The organism is Nocardia gipuzkoensis (assembly GCF_021183645.1).
Lineage (GTDB): Bacteria > Actinomycetota > Actinomycetes > Mycobacteriales > Mycobacteriaceae > Nocardia > Nocardia abscessus.
The window spans coordinates 6357104-6380337 of sequence record NZ_CP089225.1 but is presented as its reverse complement, the minus strand read 5'-3'; the positions used below and the strand labels follow the sequence as shown (position 1 = coordinate 6380337).

General features: G+C 68.0%; 16 protein-coding genes and 1 pseudogene. 9 read left to right on the top strand and 8 right to left on the bottom strand.

What is annotated here, in order from left to right; all coding sequences use genetic code 11:
• Positions 1-20: 20 nt before the first annotated feature.
• Positions 21-944, bottom strand: coding sequence for a LysR substrate-binding domain-containing protein (locus LTT66_RS29045; protein WP_233061765.1), 924 nt, complete (start codon positions 942-944; stop codon positions 21-23).
• Between the two features lie 104 nt (positions 945-1048).
• Between LTT66_RS29045 and kdgD the strand changes: the two genes are divergently transcribed.
• Both kdgD and LTT66_RS29035 read left to right on the top strand, forming a co-directional pair.
• Positions 1049-1963, top strand: a complete 915-nt coding sequence (gene kdgD / locus LTT66_RS29040) for a 5-dehydro-4-deoxyglucarate dehydratase (RefSeq protein ID WP_233061764.1) — start codon at positions 1049-1051, stop codon at positions 1961-1963.
• A complete protein-coding gene (locus tag LTT66_RS29035) occupies positions 1963-3564 on the top strand; it encodes an aldehyde dehydrogenase (NADP(+)) (RefSeq protein WP_233061763.1) in 1602 nt (533 codons plus the stop codon). Before kdgD ends, LTT66_RS29035 begins: the two co-directional genes overlap by 1 nt.
• 68 nt (positions 3565-3632) lie before the next feature.
• Here LTT66_RS29035 and LTT66_RS29030 read toward each other — a convergent pair whose 3' ends face one another.
• A complete protein-coding gene (locus tag LTT66_RS29030) occupies positions 3633-3845 on the bottom strand; it encodes a hypothetical protein (RefSeq protein ID WP_233061762.1) in 213 nt (70 codons plus the stop codon).
• 603 nt (positions 3846-4448) lie between these two features.
• Between LTT66_RS29030 and LTT66_RS29025 the strand changes: the two genes are divergently transcribed.
• The 5 genes from LTT66_RS29025 to LTT66_RS29005 all read left to right on the top strand — a co-directional run bounded on the left by LTT66_RS29025 (position 4449) and on the right by LTT66_RS29005 (position 15494).
• Positions 4449-5180, top strand: a complete 732-nt coding sequence (locus LTT66_RS29025) for a FadR/GntR family transcriptional regulator (protein ID WP_233061761.1) — start codon at positions 4449-4451, stop codon at positions 5178-5180.
• Positions 5181-5217: 37 nt separating this feature from the next.
• A complete protein-coding gene (locus LTT66_RS29020; protein ID WP_233061760.1) occupies positions 5218-6600 on the top strand; it encodes an IS1380 family transposase in 1383 nt (460 codons plus the stop codon).
• Positions 6601-6855: 255 nt separating this feature from the next.
• Positions 6856-7590 (top strand): cache domain-containing protein, encoded by a 735-nt coding sequence (locus tag LTT66_RS29015; RefSeq protein ID WP_233061759.1) that lies wholly within the window; start codon positions 6856-6858, stop codon positions 7588-7590.
• Positions 7591-7657: 67 nt separating this feature from the next.
• Positions 7658-7873 (top strand): hypothetical protein, encoded by a 216-nt coding sequence (locus tag LTT66_RS29010; protein WP_233061758.1) that lies wholly within the window; start codon positions 7658-7660, stop codon positions 7871-7873.
• A 445-nt stretch (positions 7874-8318) separates the two neighbouring features.
• On the top strand, positions 8319-15494 hold the full coding sequence (locus tag LTT66_RS29005; RefSeq protein ID WP_408638685.1) for an amino acid adenylation domain-containing protein: 7176 nt from the start codon (positions 8319-8321) through the stop codon (positions 15492-15494).
• A gap of 85 nt (positions 15495-15579) precedes the next feature.
• On the opposite strand, the gene LTT66_RS29000 is transcribed toward LTT66_RS29005, so the two are convergent.
• The 4 genes from LTT66_RS29000 to LTT66_RS28985 all read right to left on the bottom strand — a co-directional run bounded on the left by LTT66_RS29000 (position 15580) and on the right by LTT66_RS28985 (position 19538).
• Entirely contained in the window at positions 15580-16518 is a 939-nt protein-coding gene (locus tag LTT66_RS29000) for an undecaprenyl-diphosphate phosphatase (protein WP_233061756.1), read from the bottom strand.
• Between the two features lie 187 nt (positions 16519-16705).
• Positions 16706-17731 (bottom strand): 4-hydroxy-2-oxovalerate aldolase, encoded by a 1026-nt coding sequence (dmpG, locus tag LTT66_RS28995; protein ID WP_233061755.1) that lies wholly within the window; start codon positions 17729-17731, stop codon positions 16706-16708.
• A complete protein-coding gene (locus tag LTT66_RS28990; RefSeq protein WP_233061754.1) occupies positions 17728-18711 on the bottom strand; it encodes an acetaldehyde dehydrogenase (acetylating) in 984 nt (327 codons plus the stop codon). The genes dmpG and LTT66_RS28990 overlap by 4 nt, the downstream gene beginning before the upstream one ends.
• A 5-nt stretch (positions 18712-18716) precedes the next feature.
• On the bottom strand, positions 18717-19538 hold the full coding sequence (locus LTT66_RS28985) for a 2-keto-4-pentenoate hydratase (RefSeq protein WP_233061753.1): 822 nt from the start codon (positions 19536-19538) through the stop codon (positions 18717-18719).
• A 103-nt stretch (positions 19539-19641) separates the two neighbouring features.
• Between LTT66_RS28985 and LTT66_RS28980 the strand changes: the two genes are divergently transcribed.
• On the top strand, positions 19642-20424 hold the full coding sequence (locus LTT66_RS28980; RefSeq protein ID WP_233061752.1) for an IclR family transcriptional regulator: 783 nt from the start codon (positions 19642-19644) through the stop codon (positions 20422-20424).
• A 483-nt stretch (positions 20425-20907) separates the two neighbouring features.
• Positions 20908-21174 carry a hypothetical protein gene (locus LTT66_RS28975; RefSeq protein WP_181720409.1) on the top strand — a complete coding sequence of 89 codons (267 nt, stop codon included), beginning with the start codon at positions 20908-20910 and terminating at the stop codon, positions 21172-21174.
• 500 nt (positions 21175-21674) lie between these two features.
• Here LTT66_RS28975 and LTT66_RS28970 read toward each other — a convergent pair whose 3' ends face one another.
• Together LTT66_RS28970 and LTT66_RS28965 are read right to left on the bottom strand one after the other, a co-directional pair.
• Positions 21675-22361 carry a cytochrome d ubiquinol oxidase subunit II gene (locus LTT66_RS28970; RefSeq protein ID WP_233069434.1) on the bottom strand — a complete coding sequence of 229 codons (687 nt, stop codon included), beginning with the start codon at positions 22359-22361 and terminating at the stop codon, positions 21675-21677.
• 115 nt (positions 22362-22476) lie between these two features.
• Positions 22477-23166 (bottom strand): annotated as a pseudogene (locus tag LTT66_RS28965) (cytochrome ubiquinol oxidase subunit I); the annotation flags it as partial.
• Positions 23167-23234: the final 68 nt, after the last annotated feature.

Below are 23234 nucleotides of genomic sequence, written 5' to 3'. Positions count from 1 at the left end.
CGATTCCCGTCCAACACTAATTACGGATGAATCGATACAGGAAAGGTATCGAACGTTCTCTGCTCCCCCGCGCCGAGCCCCGGGAGCAGCCGCGCCAGCGCCGGGTTCTCGTTGTCCTGTCGCCAGACGAGATCGAGTTCCACCACCCGCGCGACCTGCGCCAGAGGCCGATACCGCACGTTGTCGAAACGCATGCCCGCCGCCGATTCGGGCACCAGCGCCGCACCCCAGCCCAGGTTGACCAAGGCCAGGATGCTGTGCACCTGGGTCATGTACTGGGTTACCGCCGGAACCACCGACGCGGCGTGCAGCACGCTGGTCACCAATTCGTGGAAGTAGCGCGCCTCGACCGGCGCGTGCATGACCATCTCCGCGCCGTGCAGTGCCGCGACCGGCAGCGGGTCGGCCGAGACGGCGAGCGGATGATCGCCGGGCAACGCGGCGATCAAGCCTTCGCGGACGAAGGCGCGGGCGGTCAGATCCGGCCGGGTGATCGGGGGGCGCACCATGCCCAGATCCAGCGAGCCGTCCGAAAGCGCCTCGACCTGGTCCATCGTCACCAGTTCACGCAGCTCCACGTCGACATCCGGCAGCAGCGAGCGCGCGGTCGCCAGCACCAGCGGCAGACCGGAGTGCACGCTGGCGCCGGTGAAACCCACCCGCAGCACCCCGCCGGTACCCGCGGAGACCCGGCGCACCGCCAGCGTCGCACGCTCGGCCTGCTGGAGCAGGCGGCGAGCGTCCACCAGGAACGCCTGACCGGCCCGGGTGAGCCGGACAGTGCGATTGGAGCGATCGAACAGTTCCGCGCCCACCTCCTTCTCCAGCAGCTGGATCTGCCTGCTCAGCGGCGGCTGCGTCATCCGGAGTCGTTCCGCGGCACGCCCGAAGTGCAGTTCCTCGGCGACGGCCACGAAATGGGTGAGCTGCACGAAGGTGAACATTCGATACCGACCTTGTATTGATAGATATGCAAACAGTGTTGGACGTGAATCATAAGTCGTTCCTAGGGTGGGCTCAGCTGGCCCATCGAACAGGAGCGCCCACCATGACCACTGCCGCACCGCAGGACATCGCCCGGAAGCTCGGCTCCGGTCTGCTGTCCTTCCCGGTCACCCATCTGCGTGCCGACGGTTCGTTCGACGAGGCCGCCTATCGGGAGAACATCGCCTGGCTCGGCGGCTACGACGCGTCCGGTCTCTTCGCCGCGGGCGGCACCGGCGAGTTCTTCTCGCTCACCCCCGCCGAGGTGGACCAGGTGGTGACCGCGGCGGTAGCCGAGGCGCCGGAGGGCCTGCCGGTGATCGCGCCGGCCGGTTACGGCACGGCCACCGCGGTGGAGATGACGCGGGCCGCGGAACGGGCGGGTGCGCACGGAATCCTGCTCTTGCCGCCCTATCTCACCGAGGCCAGCCAGGAGGGCCTGGCCGCCCACGTCCGGCAGGTGTGCGCGGCCACGGACCTCGGCGTGATCATCTACTCGCGGGCCAACGCCGCCTACACCGAGACCGCCGTCGCCGAACTCGCCGACCGGTGCCCGAACTTGATCGGGTTCAAAGACGGCATCGGGAACATCGAGCAGATGACCCGGATCTACGCCGCACTCGGCGACCGGCTGACCTATGTGGGCGGGCTGCCGACCGCGGAGATGTTCGCGCTGCCCTACCTGGCCCTCGGCGTCACCACCTACTCCTCGGCCATCTACAACTTCGTCCCGGAGTTCGCGCTCGCGTTCTATCGGGCGCTGCGCAGCGGCGACACCGCGTTCGTCCGCACCGCGCTGAACGACTTCGTGATCCCGTACTGCGACCTGCGCAACCGGAAGCCGGGCTACGCGGTGAGCATCATCAAGGCGGGTATGAAAGTGATCGGACGCCCGGCCGGACCGGTCCGCAGCCCGTTGACCGACCTCGACGAAGTCGAACTCGCCGAGCTGGCCGATCTCGTGAAGAAAGTGAACTGATGACCGCCTCGCACCTCGACGCAGCGCACCTGACCGGCGCCAACCTGGTGGGCGCCGCGGACGTCCCTGGCGCCGGCGCGCCATTCCACGCGACGGATCCGGCGACAGGCGCCGAACTCGCTCCGGTGTATCGCGAAGCCGACGCCGCGACCGTGGCCCGTGCCGCCGAACTGGCCGCTGCCGCTTTCGAGCGTTATCGGCGCACCGGATTCGAGCAGCGTGCGGCGTTCTTGGACAGCATCGCCGGGGAGATCGAGGCACTGGGTGATGTACTGGTCGACCGGGTGATCGCCGAGACCGGTCTGCCCGAGGCCCGGGTGCGCGGTGAGATCGCGCGCACCACCGGCCAGCTGCGGCTTTTCGCGGGCGTGGTGCGTGAGGGCAGCTGGACCGGCGCCCGATGGGACCGGCCCGATCCGACGCGCAGCCCGCTGCCGAAGCCCGATCTGCGGCAACGCCGAATCCCGCTCGGCCCGGTGGCGGTGTTCGCGGCGAGCAACTTCCCCCTCGCGTTCTCGGTGGCCGGTGGTGACACCGCGTCCGCGCTGGCCGCAGGCTCGCCGGTGGTGGTGAAGGCACACCCCGCCCACCCGGGCACCTCCGAATTGGTCGGCCGGGCGGTGCGCGCGGCCGTGGGCGAGCACGACCTGCCCGAGGGCACCTTCTCGCTGATCCACGGCGGCGTCGAGACCGGCTCGGCGCTGGTGCGCGACCCGCATATCCGGGCCGTCGGCTTCACCGGCTCGCGGCGAGGCGGGCTCGCGCTCGTCGCGGCCGCCGCGGCGCGGCCGGTGCCCATTCCGGTATTCGCCGAAATGTCCAGTGTCAACCCGGTTTTCGTGCTACCCGGCGCCCTGGCCGAGCGCGGCGCACAGCTCGGCGCCGAATTCGCCGCCTCGCTCACCACCGGCGTCGGACAGTTGTGCACCAGCCCCGGCCTGGTGTTCCTGGCCGACGGGCCCGGGGCCGGCGATTTCGTCGACGCGGCGAGCGCGCAGATCGCCGCCGCGCCCGGTGCGCCGATGCTCAACCCTGGCATCGCCGCGGCGTTCTCCGCCGGAGCGCGACGGCTGGCCGCTACCGATGCCGTGCGAACAGTCGCGACCGGCACCGCGGACGGGGCCGCCTGCACCGGTGTGCCACAGCTGTTCGTCACCACCGGTGAGCGGTTCCTGGCGGACCGGGAACTCCAGGAGGAAGTGTTCGGACCCGCCTCGATCATCGTCCGGGTAGCCGGCCCGCAGCAGTTCGCCACCCTCGTCGACGAACTCGAAGGCCAGCTCACCGCCACGGTGCACGCCGCGCGCACGGATCGCGAACTCGCCCGGACCTTGCTCGGCAAACTCGAACTGATCGCGGGCCGGGTGCTCTTCGATAGCTGGCCCACTGGAGTGGAGGTCGGGCACGCGGTGGTCCACGGAGGCCCGTTCCCCGCGACCAGCGCTCCCTCGACCACCTCCGTGGGCAGCCGCGCCATCGAGCGATTCCTCCGTCCGGTGGCCTACCAGAACGTCCCCGACGACCTTCTCGCCGACGAGATCCGCGCGGACAACCCGCTCGGTATCTGGCGGCGCGTCGACGGGGCCATCACGCGGGACTGAGATCCGGTCTCCGCGCGGGTACGACGCCGCGCGCCCGGCTACGCAGCCGGGCGCGCGGTGACCTCAGCTCACGCCCATGCCTGTTGCAGCGGCGGGATGAGCTTGTTCCAGAATTCGCGGCGTATCGCATCCCACAGCCGCGTCAGCTCCGGAAAAAGCTCGCGCGCCTGCGCGAGATCGGGGTAGTTGTCCGGACTGAAGGAGACCACCGGCGAAGCATCGGACGCGTTGTTCACGGCGACGATCGCGATCAGGTGGTGGTGGACGAAACGCCACGTCACCCGTACTCCGTCGACTTCTGTCTGGCATACGTCATTCATCTTCGACACTCCGGCGCCGTGCGCTCCGCTCGTGCTGACAACGTGCACCCGGCCGTACGGGCCGTTGCCTCGGCCGACGACTCGGCTCGGACGCGCCGCTTCAGGTACTCGCTATGACTGCTCTGGTTCTCGGACATGGAGAAATCCTGCTTCGATCGTGCCGCCGACGCGTCGATGCGCCCAAGGAGGCAGTTGCACGGTCTTGAACCTAAGACATTAGAGTTCATAGTTCAATGGCTGCCGCGTAAAAATCCCATCAAGTTGGCCGTCCCGGTCGGCGTCCACTACGCAGGGCTGCGGCCCGTGAGGTCGTAGATCTCGAGCAAAGTCGCAGCGTACGACGGTGAGCCGTCGGCAGACCTCCCGGAGGAAGGTGGCGGCCCAGCGGCACGGCGTCTCACCCCGCAGGAACACCACCTACACAGGCGGCGTGCGTTTACCCCGGACCGAAGAGGCGTAGACTATACCTCTAAATATAGAGTTCATATTTCAAGTGTTCCTTGGCTAGGATCGAATCACATCCACCACCGAGGAGTCGCGTTGTCCAAGCAGGAGAGCGCCGGATTGACCGCCCTCGGCGCCGTGCTGTCACCGCTCGAAGGCGGCGGCCCGAAAACCGAGGCCGTGGTGCAGCGATTGTGCGCTGCCATCAGCCTCGGCCTGATGGTCGATGGCCAGCAGTTGCCGAGCGAGACCGACCTCGCCAATCAGTTGGGCGTGTCGACGATGACCTTGCGGGAGGCGCTGGCCGTACTCCGGCAGCGGGGCATCGTGCACACCAAACGCGGCCGCGGTGGTGGCAGCTTCATCCATGGTGCGGCAGACGTCCTGGAGAGCAGCTCGCTGGCTCGGTTGCAGCAGATGAGCATTCAGGAGTTGCGCGATCTGGGCGACGAACACTTCGCCGTCACCGGAGCGGCTGCCGTTTTCGCCGCGCGACGCGGGGGGCGGGCCGATATAGCCCGGCTGCGGTCCTTGGCCGACCGGCTGAAGGACAGCAGCGAATCCGTTTCGGCACGCCGTGCCGACAGCCGATTCCATATCGAGATGGCGGTCTGCGCGCAATCCACCCGCCTGACCCGTGCAGAGGTCGCGCTGCAGGCCGAACTTTCCGCGTTGCTCTGGTTACCCCGGCTGAAACTCGACCCGGCGGCCGAAGCCACCGCTCACCGCGACTTGGTGGACGCGATCGAGCGAGAAGACGATGCTAGCCCTGGGCTTTCATCGCAGGTGACTGAGGATCGCGTGTCGCGAACAAGAAAGGGTGCTCTGAACTGGGAGAATTCTGATTGCTGAGGTCGGAATTCGCACAGATTCGAGGAGCACCCTTTCGGTGGGGAAGTCTACGTCGCCGTATCCGCGGCTGGCCGCGGATGGGTCGGGTTCGCATGTCGTGTCGCAGGCGGGAGCGGTGTTGCTGCTGCGCACCGCCGAAATGGTTGGGTTGACCAGCGGTTTGTCGCAAGCGTTGGCGCCGTGGCGCAAGCCGGGGTCGGTGCACGATCCGGGCAAGGTTGTGCTGGATCTGGCGGTCGCGGTCGCGCTCGGCGGTGATTGCCTGGCCGATATCGGCATGCTGCGTGCCGAGCCGGGTGTGTTCGGGCTGGTGGCATCGGATCCGACCGTGTCGCGCGCGATCGCCGGGCTGGCCGTCGAAGCGCCGAAAGCATTGGCGGCCATCAGATCCGCGCGAGCATCCGCCCGCGCCGCGGCGTGGGATCGTGCCGGTGACCGCGCTCCCGATCACGGGATCGACGCCGAGCATCCACTGATCATCGACCTGGACGCGACCCTGACGATCGCCCACTCCGAGAAAGAACACGCAGCACCGACGTTCAAGAAGAGCTTCGGCCATCATCCGCTCGGCTCGTGGGCCGACCATGGCCCGTCCGGCACCGGTGAACCGCTGATCACGGATCTGCGACCAGGAAACGCCGGCAGCAACACCGCGGCCGACCACAAGCGAGTGCTGGCTGCGGCCCTGCAGCAGCTGCCGTGGCAGCCCGGCTACCGAGTCGGCCGGAAAGTGCTGGTGCGCACCGACTCCGGCGGCGGCACCCACGAATTCCTCAACTACCTCACTGCCCGGCATCTGCAGTACTCGGTCGGCTTCTCGCTCACCGAAACTACCGCCGCCGCAGTCGATCTCATCCCCATAGACGCCTGGGCCGAGGCATACGACACCGACGGCCAGGTCCGTGACGGCGCGTGGGTGGCCGAGCTGACCGGCCTGATCGATCTCACCGACTGGCCGTCCGGCATGCGGGTCATCGTGCGCAAAGAGCGCCCGCACCCCGGCGCGCAACTGCGGTTCACCGACCGCGACGGTCTGCGGTTGACCGCCTTCGCCACCAACGCCCGCACCGGCCAGCTCCCGGACCTGGAGCTGCGCCACCGCCGCCGCGCCCGCTGTGAAGACCGCATCCGCACCGCGAAGGACACCGGGCTGACCAACCTGCCGCTGCAAGGCTTCAACCAGAATCGGATCTGGCTCGAGATCGTCTGCCTGGCAACAGAACTCACCGCATGGATGCAGATGCTCGCCCTGGCTGATCACGAAGCGCGCCGCTGGGAACCCAAACGGCTGCGCCTGCGCCTGTTCTCCGCTGCGGCCCGCATCACCCGCCACGCCCGCCGAACCTCCCTCCGATTCTCCGCCCACTGGCCTCACACCGGCCTGATCCTCACCGCCCTCGCCCGCCTGCAACCGGGCTGACCAGCGTAAACCCACCCCGACGACCAAAAGGGCAACCACTTCCGGGCCCGTGGAACCCGGCAGCCAACCCGCTGAACGGGCCACACCGTCACACCGTTTGCGGCCGGAACGGCCGCAAAACACCAACCCGAACCCGATCAGGCCAACACCTCAGCCGCACGAAATATCTGGGCTAGGGCGAGAGAACTGGCAGAGTCACAAACCGAATCACGGATCCGCCGCCTCGTCGCCCTACGCTTGGAGCTCAGTTGATCGATGAGGACAACCGATGATTTTCCCACTCCGGTGACTGTCGAGTCGCTCGCTTCCGCCGTCACTGAGCTGGCCGACGAGATCTACCGGTCGCTGGGGATCATCGGGGCCGGGCTGACGACACTGTGGGAAGGCTTGGCCGAGAACCCGCGGCACACTCCCCGATCGACCGACCTGGCACCGCTGCGCGAGACCATTGTCGGCGAACTCGAGCAGCGCGGAAATCTGTTCGAAAGCGCAGGTGTAGTGCTGGCTGACGGCGTTCTCGTGGATCGGCCCCGATATCTGGAATGGTGGTTCCTGAACACGCAGCGCGGACCGCAACGCCTGTTACTGGAATTGGATCCGCGCAGTGAATACTTCTACGACTACACGCAAATGGAGTGGTTCGCGATTCCGCGCGACCAGGGCCGGCGCTGGGCCCACGGGCCGTGTCTCGACTATGCGTGTACTGATCAATACATCTGCACATTCGCGGTACCGGTCACGATCACATCGGGAACCTTTCTCGGAATAGCCGGTGCCGACGTCCCGGTCGCGTCGATCGAAGAGGTGCTGCTTCCACAATTCCGGGCGGCGGGCCAGCGGGTGGTACTGGTCAACGGCGAGGGCCGCGTCATCATGGGAACCGATTCCGAGTTCACCACCGGATCCAAGACGAGCCGGATGGATCGGCCTGCCGCGGCGGTGCCGGTCGAGGCGACACCGTGGGCTTTGCAGCCCCTGGGATCTGCGTGACGACGCACGGCGGGCCCCGATGAATGGGGTCGTGCGTCCCAGACGAATTCGCCGAATACTCGTGCCCATGAAGGCGATCACCGCGAGCCTCCTCGCGACGGCCACACTCCTCGCTCCGCTGTCGACCGCGTCCGCCGCGCCACTCGAGCAGCAGGCGACCATCGCGGACACCGGGTCGGCCTCGACCGGTTCGGCAACCCAAGCGCTGTGCCTGCTGCTGCGCATGTTGCGCGCCGGGTACGTCGACAGTTCCGGTGGCGGCCCTGCCTGCACATTCCCCTGAGGGCCTGCAACCGGTGTGGGCGCAGCCCGAGGGGACGCTGCGGTCGGAACGCGAATTCGCGGATGCGCCCTCGACGCTGCCGAAACCCCTTGCCATGCTTGTCATGTCGACGGCAAGTCGGACTCGGCCCACGCCGGCGCGACGGAGTTGAGCGAGGAAGACAAGCGGGCCGACCGAGCAGCGCCGGGTAGGTCTGCGCCGCACTGGTGCACCTGGTCGGCGAAAGATGTGAGACACAGCATATTTCGCCCGACGCTGCAGTATGCCGCGCCGTTTGCAGGTCACGGGCTGTGTACTGTCCCGACGGGGGCGGACAGTCCGGACTTCTCACGGGAGGGCTATCAGTCTGTCTGCGACACCCTCGCGAGCAAGTAGCGATCTCGGGGGCCGGACCGATGATCCGGTTGCCGAGAGCCGACACCACCTGAAGGAGAAAGCACAGGAAATGAAGATGGACCGCCGTTCTGCGCGTGGAAATCGCCGTCGCCGTTCCGGCGGTCTACTCTTCGGGCAACTGCTCACCGCCGCCGTCGAATCGGCCGCCGACACGGTGGCGATTCGATTCAGTCCGACGGGTGACGCCACCGATGCCGTGGAGTTGACCTATCGGCAGCTCGATGAACAGTCGTCTCGGCTGGCACGGGAGTTGATCGACCGGGGCGTGGGGCCCGGCGACGTGGTGGCCATCGGCATTCGGCGCTCCCCCGAGTCGGTGCTGTCGGTGTGGGCAATCGCCAAGACCGGCGCCGCCTATGTGCCGATCGATCCGACCTATCCGCCCGAGCGGATCGCCTACATGGCCTCCGATTCCGGAGCCGCGCTGGGTCTGACCACGTCCGCATACCGCGCCGCGCTCGGCACGTCCATCCCCTGGATAGAACTCGACGATCCGCAGCACCAGGGGCGAATCGGGCGGCGGCCCGCGCACCCGGTGTCGTACACCGATCGGGTGCGGCCGCTCACCGAACAGCACCCCGCCTACGTCATCTTCACCTCTGGTTCGACCGGTCGTCCCAAGGGTGTCGTGGTCACGCACTCCGGGTTGGGCGCGATGGTGGCGTCCGAACGGGAGCGCTACGACGTCACCGAAGGCTCTCGGGTGATGCACATCTGCTCGCCGAACTTCGACGTGTCGGTGCTGGAACTGCTGCTCGCCTTCGCCACCGGGGCGACTCTCGTGATCGCGCCGCCGACGGTGTTCGGCGGGTTCGAACTCGCCGATCTGCTGCGACGCGAACGCGTCACGCACATGCTCATCACACCCGGCGCGCTGGAGTCGGTCGATCCCGCGGGTCTCACCGACCTGCGGGTCGTCATGGTCATCGGTGACAGGTTCGGCCCCCACTTGGTGAACCGCTGGGCCGCTGACGGCCGCGCGATGATCAACGGCTACGGCCCGACCGAAGCCACGGTCATCGCGACCAGCAGCGCGCCGCTCGTACCGGGTGAGACGATCACCATCGGTAACGCGATACCCGGATTCGGTTTGTTCGTGTTGGATTCCCGCTTGCGACCGGCCCCCGCCGGAGTGGTCGGGGAGCTGTATCTCTCCGGTCCCGCGCTGGCGGCGGGCTATCTGAACCGGCCGGCCCTCACCGCGGCACGCTTCGTGACCAACCCCTTCGGCGGCGAGGCGGGTAATCCGGGATCACGCATGTACCGCACCGGCGACTTGGCCCGCCGACTGAGTTCGGGCGGCATCGAGGTCCTCGGACGTTCCGATTTCCAGGTGAAAGTGCGTGGCTTCCGCGTCGAACTGGGCGAGATCGACGATGCGCTGAGCCGCCATCCGGATGTCGAATTCGCGGTGACGCTGGGCAAGCGGCAACCGAACGGCACGACCATGCTGGTCTCCTATGTCCTCCCCAAGGGGGCAGAGGTGTACGCGGCAGGGATCGGATTCGACACCACCGAACTCTTCGACTTCATCTCCGAGACCTTGCCCGCCTATATGCTGCCCGCGTCCATCATCGTCTTGGATGAGATTCCGTTGACGCCGGTGGGCAAGCTGGATCGTGCGGCGTTGCCGGAGCCGGTGTTCGCCGCGCGGGCGTTTCGTGCGCCGTCGACGCCGGTGGAGGAGATCGTCGCGGAGGTGTTCGCGGGGTTGCTGGTGCCCGCGGAGGACGGGCGCGTGGGCGCGGACGACGATTTCTTCGAACTCGGCGGGAATTCGTTGTTGGCGGCGCAGGCGGCGGCGCGGGTCGGCGCGGCATTGGGTGTGCGGGTGCCGGTGCAGTTGCTGTTCGAGGCGACCACGGTCGCGGCGCTGGCTGCTCGGGTGGAGCAGCATGCGGGGTCGGCGGCGGGCCGGGCGTTGGTGGCGCAGCCGCGTCCGGAGCGGGTGCCGTTGTCGTATGCGCAGCAGCGGATGTGGTTTTTGAACCGGTTCGATCCCGCAAGTGCGGTGAACAATATCCCGGTCGCGGTGCGGTTGTCGGGGCAGTTGGATGCGGCGGCGTTGCGGGCGGCGGTGCGGGATCTGGCCGAGCGGCACGAGGTGCTGCGCACCGTCTACCCGGACCTCGACGGTGAGGGCAGGCAGGTGGTATTGCCGGTAGCCGACCCGCGGGCGGTCCCGGACGTGGTAGTGGAGCGGGCCCAGGAGCCAGAGGTGCTCGCGCTGGTCGCCGCCGTGGTGGGTGAGGGTTTCGACGTGACGGTGGCGCCGCCGGTGCGGGTGCGGTTGCTCGAAGTGAGCCCGACCGAGCATGTGCTGGTGTGCGTGGTGCATCACATCGCCGGTGATGGTTTTTCGATGGGTCCGTTGACGCGGGATCTGATGAGTGCTTATGTCGACCGGCTGGGTGGTGGCGCACCGGAATGGGCGGCGTTGGAGGTGCAGTACGCCGATTTCGCGCTGTGGCAGCGGGAGATCCTGGGCGACGAGGACGACCCGGAGTCCGTGCTCGCGCAGCAGATCGCGTTCTGGCGTAGCGAATTGGCCGGGCTTCCCGAGCAGTTGGAATTGCCGGCGGATCGGCCGCGTCCGGCGGTGGCCTCGCATCACGGTGCCACGCTGGGTTTCGAGATCGATGCCGATGTGCGTGCCGCCTTGAGCCGGGTTGCGCAGGAACACAATGCGACATTGTTCATGGTGGTGCACGCCGCGTTGGCGGTGCTGCTGGCACGGTTGTCCGGAAGCCGGGATATCGCGATGGGCACCCCGGTCGCCGGGCGCGGCGAGGCGGCGTTGGACGATCTGGTCGGCATGTTCGTCAACACGCTGGTGTTGCGCACCGACATCGATCCCGGTGCACGGTTCGACGAGCTGCTGGCCGCGGTGCGTTCGGTGGATGTGGAGGCGTTCGGGCACGCCGATGTGCCGTTCGAGCGGTTGGTGGAGTTGCTCGATCCGCCGCGGTCGCCGGGGCGGCATCCGCTGTTCCAGGTGATGCTGACCTTCCAGAACCTGGCGGCGACGGAGTTGGAGTTGCCGGGGCTGTCGGTGTCGGCGGTGGATCTGGCGGTGCCACTGGCGAAATTCGATCTGCAGGTGGCGATCGCGGAGAACATCGACCGCCACGGTGCGGTCGGGGGGTTGTCGGCGGCGTTCACCTATGCCACCGACCTGTTCGATTCCGCGACGGTGCGGGATTTCGCCGACCGGTTCACCCGAATCCTGACCGCAGTGGCCGCGGACGCGGCGGTGGTCGTGGGTGATATCGACGTGCTGGCCCCCGGTGAGCGGGAACAGGTGCTGCACGAGTGGTCCACCCCGGGTGCGCTCGTGCCGGAGGTGACGTTGGTGGAGGTCATCGCCACCCGAGCACGCACCCGTCCGGAGGCGGTCGCGGTCCGCTTCGGTGACCGGTCGCTGACGTTCGGTGAGTTGCAGCGGCGCGCTAATCAGGTGGCGCGGGCGTTGATCGCCCAGGGTGCGGGTCCGGAGTCTTTGGTGGCTGTGGCGGTGTCGCGGACTGAGGAGTTGCCGGTCGCGTTGTTGGGTGTGTTGGTCGCGGGTGCGGCGTATCTGCCGATCGACACGACGTATCCGGTGCAGCGGTTGGAGTTCATGCTCGAAGACGCCGGCCCGGTGTGTGTGCTGACCACCGCGGAGCAGCGTGAGGCGGTGCCGGCTGGTGAGTTGCCGGTGGTGCTGTTGTCGGAGGCGGGAACGTATTCCGATACGCCGGTGGGTGATGCGGAGCGGGTGGCGCGGTTGCGTCCGGACAATTTGGCGTATGTCATCTATACCTCCGGTTCCACGGGTGTGCCCAAGGGTGTCGGGGTGGCGCACCGCAATGTGGTGGAGTTGTTCGCCAACACCCAGCCGTTGTTCGGGTTCGACGACACCGATGTGTGGACGTTGTTCCATTCGTTCGCGTTCGATTTCTCGGTGTGGGAGTTGTGGTGCGCGCTGGCGCACGGTGGCAGTGTGGTCGTGGTCGACTATGTGACGTCCCGTTCGCCGGAGCAGTTGCGTGAGCTGTTGGTCCGGGAGCGGGTCACGGTGCTGAATCAGACTCCGTCGGCGTTCTATCAGCTGGTGGAGGCCGATCGGGTGGCCGGTGCGGGTGAGCTCGCGTTGCGGTATGTGGTGTTCGGTGGTGAGGCTTTGGATCTGCGTAAGCTGGGCCGCTGGTATGAGCGCCACGACGCCTCGGCGCGGTTGGTGAACATGTACGGCATCACCGAGACCACGGTGCATGTGTCGTTCCTGCCGTTGCGGGAGCGTGATGTGCAGGACGCGGCCAGTGTGATCGGGCGGGCGATCCCGGGTTTGGATGCGTTCGTGCTGGACCGGCGGCTGCATCCCGCGCCGGTGGGTGTGCCGGGTGAGATCCATGTGGTCGGTGCGCAGTTGTCGCGCGGGTATCTGGGCCGTCCGGGGTTGACGGCGACGCGTTTCGTGGCGAACCCGTTCGGTGCGCCGGGGTCGCGGATGTACCGCAGTGGCGATATCGGCCGGTGGCGCGCGGGTGAGGACGACGCTGCGCTCGAGTACGCCGGGCGTGGTGATCAACAGGTGCAGTTGCGGGGGTTCCGGATCGAGCTCGGCGAGATCGAAGCGGCGCTGCTGCGGTGTCCGGGGGTCGGTCAGGCGGTGGTGCTGGTGCGTGCCGACGAGCACGCCGGGGACCGTTTGATCGGGTATGTGGTGGCGGATGCGGGTGCGAGCGTGGATGCGTCGGTGCTGCGCACCCAGGTCTCGGAATTCCTCACCGGCTACATGGTGCCGGACGCGGTGGTGGTGCTGGAGGCGCTGCCGTTGACACCGAACGGGAAACTCGACCGCCGCGCGCTGCCGGCGCCGGAGTTTGTGTCCGCGGTCGCGTTCCGGGCGCCGAGCTCACCGGTGGAGCAGGCGGTAGCCGACGTGTTCGCCGGCCTGCTCGGCGCCACCGACATCGGCCTCGACGACGACTTCTTCGCGTTGGGCGGGAACTCGCTGCTGGCCACCCGGGTGGTCGCGCGGATCAACGAAGCCCTGGATGCGGATCTGGCCGTGCGGGAATTGTTCGCCGCCCCGACCGTGGCCGCGCTGGCCGCCCGCGTGGTACCCGGCGCCGGCGGCGGCCGCCGCCCGCTGCTGGAACGCGCCGAACGCGCCGAACCGATCCCGCTGTCGCTGGCCCAGCAACGCATGTGGGTGCTCAACCAATTCGACCCCACCTCTCCCGCCTACAACATCCCCATGGCGATCCGGTTGAGCGGCGCCCTGGACGTCTCCGCACTGCGCTACGCGCTGGCCGACGTCCTCGAACGCCACGAATCGCTACGCACCCGCTACCCCGCCGGCGGACCCGGCGGGCTACCGTTCCAAGAAATCCTCACCGTCGCCCAAGCCATGCCCGCCGGACTGGAAGTCACCGTCACCGACGACCCGATCACCCAGATCACCGACCTGATGTCCACCGGGTTCGACGTCACCGAACACGTCCCGGTGCGAGCGCTGCTGCTGGAAACCAGCCCCGAAGAACACCTCCTCGCGGTGGTCGCCCACCACATCGCCGCCGACGGCGCCTCCATGGCACCCCTGGCCCGCGACCTGGTCACCGCCTACCTCGCCCGCATCGGCGGCAACTCCCCCCGCTGGGCACCCCTGGAAGTGCAATACGCCGACTACGCCATCTGGCAACGCCGAGTGATCGGCACCGACGACGACCCCACCTCCGTCGCCGCCCGCCAACTCGCCTACTGGCGCGACCAACTCCACGGACTGTCCGGCGAACTGGAACTACCCCTCGACCGCCCCCGACCCCCCGTGGCCAGCATGCGCGGCGCCAACACCGGCTTCGCGGTCTCCCCCGACATCCACCACGCCCTCAACACCCTCGCCCGCGAACACAACTGCACCCTGTTCATGGTCGTCCACGCCGCCCTGGCAGCACTCCTGGCACGACTGACCGGCGAGACCGACATCGCGATCGGCACCCCCATCGCCGGACGCGGCGAACGCGCCCTCGACGACCTGGTCGGCATGTTCGTCAACACCCTCACCCTGCGCACCCACGTCGAAACCGCACTGCCGTTCACCGCCCTGGTCGACCGCGCCCGCGAAACCGACCTCGCCGCCTTCGCCAACGCCGACATCCCCTTCGAACGCGTCGTGGAAGTCCTCACCCCCACCCGCGCCACCACCCACAACCCCCTGTTCGGGGTCGTACTGTCCTTCCAGAACAACGAACAACCCACCCTGCAACTGCCCGGCCTCACCATCACCACCCTCGACACCGGAACCGTCGCCGCCAAATTCGACCTCCAAGTCAACATCCACCCCCACCACCACCCCGACGGCACCCCCGGCGAACTCGACACCATCCTCACCTACGCCACCGACCTCTTCGACGAACCCACCATCCACACCCTCGGCCACCGCCTCCAACAAATCCTCACCACCATCGCCACCAACCCCCACACCCTCATCGGCGACATCGACATCCTCGACCAAGCCGAGCATCAACTCGTCACCGCAACCGCCAAACCCACCGCCCCGCCGTCATTGACCACAACCGCGGGAACCGCACTGACTCAGGCACTTGTGGCCGCCGTCGAAGACGATCCCGATGCCCCCGCCATCGTGTGCGGCGACGAGGAGCTGACCTACCACGACCTCGAGACCCGCTCGTCGCGGTTGGCGCGGGTGCTCATCGCGCGCGGCTGCGGACCCGGCGCGGGCGTGGCGGTACGGCTGGACCGCGGGATCGAGGCCGTCGTCGCCACCTGGGCCGTCCTCAAAGCAGGCGCCGCGGTGGTGCCGGTCGACGCACTCGACGCGGCACTGCCGGACGAGCTCGAGATCAAGGTCGGTCTCACGGTGGGCAGCACCCGGTCCACCGACGCACCCGACTGGCTCGCGCTCGACGACCCCGCCGTGGTCGCCGAGATCGGCGCCGAGTCCCCCCGCCCGGTCACCTACGCCCACCGCACCGGTGCGTTGCGCGGCAGCGACCCGGCGTTCGTCTCCGCGCGGACTCTCAGCTACGACGAGCTCGCCACCGCGGCCGAAGAACTTCGTACCCGCGCCGAACTCACCTACGAGTCCCAGATCCTGCACCACGGCGATCCGAGATCCTCGACGACCCTGATCGAACTGGTCGCGTGCGGGACGGTCGGCGCGGCGATCGTCCTGGACGGCGACGGTGAAGTGCTGGAAGACGAATGCGTGACCGGCTGATCGTCGCCGCCTGGCCGCAATCGGATCGGGGCTTCCGGTGCGGCCGCTGGAACTCGGTCACTCGCGGGCAGAACAGCGGGAGACCTCAGCTGAAGTGGACGATCGAGAGCGTCCCCGCGGCGAGACAATACACCGCGAACGGCAGCAGGGTGCGGGTCTGGAAGTACCGCTCCAGGAACCGCACCGCCAGCCACGACGACACCCCGGACACGATGGCGCCGACGAGCACCGGTCCCCCGATGCCGTCGGTCTCCGGGCCCACCAGCTCCGGTATCTCCAGGATTCCCGCGCCCAGAATCGCCGGAGTGGCCAGCAGGAAGGCGAATTTGGCCGCGTGCTCGTGCGCGAGACCTCGCCACAGGCCGCCGACCATGGACAGGCCCGCCCGGCTGAAACCGGTCAGCAGCGCGCCGACTTGAACGAAGCCGATACCGAGGGCGTCCCTCGCGGAGAGGGCGGCCAGTGGCCGATCGGATCGGCGTCGAGTTTCCGCCGCGCCGGTGAGCGTGTCTGTCCGGGCCTCCTGCCGGGCGAACCGTCGACCGTATTCGGCCAGTGACGGCTCGTTCCGTCGGCGCAGTCCCTCACCGACGATCAGCACGACACCGTTGAGCGCCAGGAAGACCGCGGCGTAGATCGGCGCTCCGAACAGGGCGTGCAACGGATGTTCCAGCAGAACTCCGAGCACGCCGACCGGAATGGTGGCGATGACGATCAGCCACGCCAGCCGCTGCGGAATGGTGTCGAGGCGCCGGGTTCGCAGCGTGGTGAGCAAGCCCGCGACGATGGCACACCAGTCGCGCCAGTAGTAGCCGAGCAGTGCCACCGCCGTCGCCACGTGCAACGCCACCACGAACGCCAGATACGGTGTGCCCGTCTCGGATTCGCCCGCACCGGTCAGCTTCTCCCAATCACCACCGAGCCAACCCGCGACCAGCACGGAGTGCCCCAGGCTGGAGATCGGGAACAGTTCGGTGACACCCTGTACCGCACCGATGACAGTCGCTTGCAAGTAGGTCAGCATCGTAGCGAGTCTCGCACGCGCGCAACGGAACCGTTGGCGGGCTCCTGTCCCGAGCGCGCGTGCTCGAACGTCCGCCGAGCAATTTTCGCCCAGCGCACAGCTGCGCTGTGCCGTCAGGCCGATTTCGTCGTCCGCACCACCGGCATGGCGAATGCGCACCGGAGGGGCCCGGCGAGATCGATGTCGTTCAGGCAGTGGCACTGCCGGAGTCGGCGAGCAAGTCGAGGGCGATGTCGACGATGAGGTCCTCTTGCCCGCCGACCAGTCCGCGACGTCCCACTTCGAGCAGGATCGTCCGCACATCGATGCCGTAGCGCCGCGACACCGCTTCGGCGTGCCGCAGGAAGGACGAGTAGACCCCGGCGTAGCCGAGGGTGAGGGTTTCGCGGTCCACGCGCACCGGGCGATCCTGCAGCGGCCGCACCAGATCGTCGGCGGCGTCCTGTAAGGCGAACAGATCGCAGTTGTGCTTCCAGCCGTACAGGTCGGCGACGGCGACGAACGGTTCGATCGGGCAGTTGCCCGCTCCGGCGCCGTGCCCGGCGAGCGAGGCGTCGACCCGGGTGACGCCTTCTTCGACCGCGACAACGGAATTGGCCACCGACAGGGAGAGATTCTCGTGCGCGTGGATGCCGATCTCGGTGCCCGGATCGAGCACCTGGCGGTAGGCGCGGACGCGGTCACGCACACCGTCCATGGTCAACCGGCCGCCGGAATCGGTGACGTAGACGCACTGCGCCCCATAGGATTCCATCAGCTTGGCTTGTTCGGCCAAGCGAGCCGGTTCGGCCATGTGCGACATCATCAGGAATCCGGAGACGTCCATGCCGAGTTCCCGTGCGGTGGCGATGTGCTGGGCGGACACATCCGCTTCGGTGCAGTGGGTGGCTACCCGCACCGACCGCACGCCCAGCCGGTAGGCCTGCTCCAGTTCTCTGATGGTGCCGATGCCGGGCAACAACAGCGTGGTCAGCCGCGCGTGCGTGAGGTTGGCGGCAGCGGCTTCGATCCATTCCCAGTCGGTGTTGCTGCCCGGGCCGTAGTTCAAGCTACCTCCGGCGAGGCCGTCCCCGTGGGCGACTTCGATGCCGTCGACTCCCGCGGCGTCGAGCGCCGCCACGATCCGGCCGACGTCGTCGGGGGTGATGCGGTGGCGCACCGCGTGCATGCCGTCGCGGAGCGTGACGTCTTGGATGAACAGTTGTCCGGTCATCGGAGGGCTTCCTGTTCTGCCGGCGCGGCGGCGATCGTAGCGGCGATGGATTCGGCGTAGCGCACCGCAGCCGAGGTCATGATGTCGAGGTTGCCCGCGTATGCGGGCAGGTAGTGCGCGGCGCCCTCGACTTCGAGGAATACCGTCACCTGATGGGTCGGCGTGCCCACCGCGCCTGCGCCGAGCAGGGTGCGCACGGGTTGGTCCTGCGGCACGGCGGTGACCTGGACCTGGTGCTTGAGCCGGTAGCCGGGCACGTAGGCGGCCACGTCCGTGACCATGCGCTCGACCGATGCCCGAATCGCCTCGTGGGTGGCCGAATCCGGGGCGGTGACCAGGCACAGCACCGTATCGCGCATGATCAGCGGCGGGTCCGCCGGATTGAGGATGATGACGGCCTTGCCGCGGCGGGCGCCGCCGACCGTTTCGATCGCGTGCGCGGTGGTCTCGGTGAACTCATCGATATTGGCGCGGGTACCGGGGCCCGCGGATTTCGACGCGATGGACGCGACGATCTCGGCATAGGGCACCGGGGCGACGCGGGAGATGGCGGCCACGATCGGGATGGTCGCTTGCCCGCCGCAGGTGACCATGTTGACGTTCGGGGCATGCCGGTGTTCGTCGAGGTTCACCGCTGGTACGACGAACGGGCCGAGAGCGGCCGGTGTGAGATCGATCAGGCGCTTGCCGAGCGGTCCGAGCACCGCGGCGTGGGCGGCGTGGGCCTTGGCGGAAGTCGCGTCGAAGACCACGTCGATCTCGTCGAAGTTCGGCAGCTCCAGCAAGCCTTGGACGCCGTCGGCCGTGGTCGGGACGCCGAGCCTGCGGGCGCGGGCGAGGCCGTCGGATTCGGGGTCGATGCCGACCATCGCGCCCATCTCCAGCACCTCGGAGTGCCGGATCACCTTGATCATCAGGTCGGTGCCGATGTTGCCCGATCCGATCACCGCGACTTTGAGCGTGGCGGGGCTGTCGTTCATTGTGCTCACTCCTGAATGAAGGTCGCGGTCACCGAGCCGAGGCCGGTGATGTCCGCGGTGACGGTTCCCGGGGCCTCGATCGGGGCCATCGGTCCGAGCGCTCCGGAGAGCACGATCTGGCCGGCCCGCAGCGGACGGCCGAACTCCCGCGTGGTCCGTGCCAGCCAGGCCAGCGCATGCAGCGGGTCGCCGAGACACGCGGCGCCGGTTCCGGTCGACACCTCGACGCCGTCGATCGCCATCCGCATCCGCACCGACACGGGTTCGAAGGAGTCGAGGGTGCGGCGCTCGGTCCCGAGGACGAACAGGCCGCTGGAGGCGTTGTCGGCGACGGTGTCGGCGAACTCGATATCCCAGCCTGCGATGCGGCTGTCGACGATCTCGAGCGCGGCCACGGCGTAGTCGACCGCGCCGCGGATCTGCTGCGCGTCGAGCGGGCCATCGGCCAGGTCCTGGGCCAGTACGAACGCGATCTCGGCTTCCGCCTTCGGTTGCAGCAGCCTGCTCAGCGGCACCGGCGTGCCCTGCCGGTAGTGCATATCATCGAACAACACGCCGAAATCCGGTTGGTCGACGCCGAGTTGCCGCTGCACCGCCGGGGAAGTCAAGCCGATCTTGCGGCCGACTATCTCGGCGCCCGCCGCGATGCGCTCGACGGTCAGCCGCTCCTGCACCGCGTAGGCGGCGGCCATGTCGTCGGCGCCGATCAGATCGCGTACCGGGGGGCACGGCGTGCCGGAGCGGGCGGCGGCGCTGAGCAGGTCGGCGGCAATCGTGGTGGCGTCCGCTGCCGCGGTTCGTCGGTCGAGGCCGGAAGGTGTTGGCATGGTCTCACTGTCGCCGCGGGTGCCACGGGCCCGCCAGCATTATGTTCCACTGAGTCGAACACTGCCGGTAGAATGGTGCGGACCGAAAGAGTGGAGGTCGCCGATGTCATCTGCCGGTCGTGCGGTAGACGGTTCGACCGTGCTGGGAAAGATCATGGCGGTACTCGAGGCGTTCGCGATCGATGACAGCGCGTTGAGTCTGGCCGAGCTCGGGCGGCGGACCCGCATCCCGAAGGGAACCTTGCACCGGGTCCTCGCCGACATGGTGGCGGTGCGACTGCTGGACCGGACCGAGGCCGGGTACCGGCTCGGGGGACATCTGTTCGAGCTGGGGATGCGCGCGTCGGTCGAGCGGAGTTTGCTCGAGGTGGCCATCCCGTTCCTGGAGGAGCTGAACGCGCGCATCCACGAGACCGTGCATCTGGGCGTCCTCGACGGCACGGAGGTCGTGTACCTGACGAAGATCGGCGGACGCAGGCAGGCCAGCGCCCCGTCCCGGATCGGGGGCCGAATGCCGGTGCACTGCACGGCTATCGGCAAGGTGCTGCTGGCCCACGCCGATGCCGCGCTCCGTGACCAGGTACTGGCCGGACCGTTCCGTCGCTACACCCCGCGCACGATGGTCCTGCCGGGCACGCTGCGCAACCAGCTGGATCGGATCGCGGCCGAAGGCGTGGCGTTCGAATTCGAGGAATCGACTCGCGGTCTGGTGTGCGTGGCCGCCCCGGTCCGCGAAGCGGACCAGGTGGTGGCCGCGATCAGCGTGGCAGGCCCGTCCCACCGGTTCCACCCCGATGCCCACGCGGCGTCGGTCCGCGCGGCCGCCGAGGGGATCGGACTCACCCTCACCCGGCGGGCCCGGCTGGTGACCGCACCCATCGCCTGAAGATTCTTCCGACCAACGCGGTCAGCGCAGGGGCCGAGGTGGCGGATGGGTCGGCCGTCGCTGAACCTTTGCCCGCCTCGCGGGACGCGCGCAAAAAGCCCCACAGGCAGGGGCGAGCGCGGCAGCACTGTAGTTCGCTGGGGGTTCCCAGAAGGTATATCCTTCTGTTACATTACCGATGCGGAGCCTATATAAACGGGTTTGCTCCTGGTCCGAACGACAACGCTGTCACCGGACCTCCGCCCCGACAATGACGTCGGAGGTCGACAACGACGTCGGCCGTGCAATGGACGCACACCCGCCGGATACCGTTTCCAGCCCGTCTTCCGTGGCATCGCTCGCGAACAGTTCGGTCGACCACGGGTCATCGGAAAGCCGCACCGATGTCCCGGTCGTGTCGGGCTGCGCGGCACGGAAAGGGCTGGAACAATCCTGGGCGACCGCCGACCCGATCGGATATTGAGCCAGAGGAAACCCATCGACATGCCGATCAACTTCTTGAGCGGGCTCGATTTGATCGCCGCGCTCGACGTGCGCAATGTCGAAGCCCATCTCGCCGATGCCGTCGAGGGCTGCACTGCGTGCGCCACCACCTCCCGGCCGGGAACCGGGTGCCCGGCAGGCATCGCCGCCCAGATCCGCACCGACGCCGCCGTGGGCACGGCACCGTCTTCGCTGACGGCGATCGAGATCATCGACAAACTCCTCGCGCTGCGCCGGTCACCGGAGCCCGAAGCTTCCGGCGCGTAACGCGCGTGCACAGTCCGGCTCGCCAGGACCGAACACCATGGCGCCGCAGCACGAACAACTCATCGGAGCACTGCGCAAGCGCGATGCTGGGCGCGCGCAAGATGGTGTCACCCGGATGTCACGTCTGGTTTCCGGGGAATCGGTGACCCATCACATCCGCCCACCATGCGCTCGTAGCGCTGGACTCCGGCCAGATGATCCGGTCCGGGTCTTCGTCGTCGGTGATGGGCATGTTCGCGTCCTCGATCACAATGTATTCCTCTGCGCCGTACATCCTCGAGAAGAGGCACCTCGTGCTCATGCGGCGCGCACTGTGTCGCGCCATCGTTCGCGCAGCAGGGGCACCCGATGGGTACCGGCACGACCGCGCTGTCGAGCCGATACGTGCGGCGTATACCACGCACGACCGTAAACAAACCGTTCTTTCGGTACTCACTTCGCGGATCTACCCGTGCGCTTCTCGAGTGCGAACCTCCGATGTGTGGGTCCCGAGCTGTGTCCTACGCCTGCTCCGGAGACTCGACGGAGACCGGCTCGTCGCGGACCCACGCATCGGTCTGGGTGAGCCAGAACAGGTAGGCCAGAGCGGGTAGCACGGTGACCGCGGCGACGGCCACGACGGCTAGCAGTCCTAGCAGGGTCGCTCGTGCACCCGCGGCATCGGCGATGAGCATCTGGTCCACGAGGATCCACGGCGTCTGCGCGACCGCCCACCCGATGACGATCGCGGCGACGGCGGTCGCCGCGGGGACCCGCGCCCACCCGTAGCGACGCCGGTAGACCAGGACCAGGGTGAGCACGCCCGCGGCGGCCGAGAGCGCGATCAGGGGTAGAGCGCGCCCGAGAAGTCCGGCACCGAGGGTCGGGGCGTCGCGGCGGATCGGTGCGATCGCCGCGATAGCGACCACACCGGTCACGCCGCCGACGATCAGCGTGCGGGAACGCAGGTAGTCGGCGAGTGCGTGGTCACCCGAGCGCGCGGCGTCGGCGGTGAGGAAGACCCCCGCCAGGAAGGCGGACGTTCCCACGGCCAGTGTGCCGCCCAGGAGAGAGGTCGGATTCAGCCACGACCGCACCACGTCGCCATAACCCTCGGCGGGCACCCGGCCGGAGGCGATCGCGCCGACCGCGGTCCCGAAGAAGAACGGCGTGATGAGCGACGCACCAGCGAACAACGCGCCGAACAGGCGCGCTTGGCCCAGCGTCGCGGAGTACTTCCGGAATGCGAAGTTCGCCCCGCGGCCCTTCGGTGGTGGGGGCCAGTTCGAACGCGGCCAGCTTCGACGGTTGCGTATCGTGCACCCGCATGCCGAGAACGTGCCCGATGAGGGGTTGCGCCAGGGCGGCGAACGTAGCGAAGACGAAGGGGACCGTGAAACCCAGCCGATGGTGGTCGTCGCGTCGTCCCCGCAGCAGACCGGCCGCGTAGACACCGGCCACCAGGAATCCGACCAGCATGAACGCCCCGACCCACATGTGCGCGAACTGCAGGTAGACGCCGTCGTTGAGCATCGCCCGCCACGGATCGACATCGGTCACCTCGCCGTCGACGATCCGGAATCCGGTCGGATTGTTCATCCACGCGTTGACGCTGATCACACAGAACGTGCCGACCACCCCCGCGACGCCCATCGGGACGAGCATGGCGAGGTGTCGGCGCGGCGGCATCCGACCCCATCCGTAGAGGTAGATGCCCAGGAAGATCGCTTCGATGAAGAAGGAGAGCCCTTCGAAGGCGAACGGCAAGCCCAGCACGTCGCCGTAGCGGCCCATCAGGCCCGGCCACAGCAAGCCCATTTCGAAACTGAGCACCGTTCCGGAGACCGCGCCGATGGCGAACAGGATCGCCGACACCGTCGCCCACCGCTTGGCCAGCCCCAGGGCGACGGGGTCGTCGCGGACGATGCCACGACGATGCACGACGTAGATCATGGCGGGAAACGCCACCCCGAAACAGGCCAGCACGATGTGCCAGCCCAGTGAGAACGCCATCTGCTGGCGCGCGGGCAGCAGACCGGGCGGCTCGGCTGCCGACGCTTGGTAGAGCGCGGCGAGCGTGC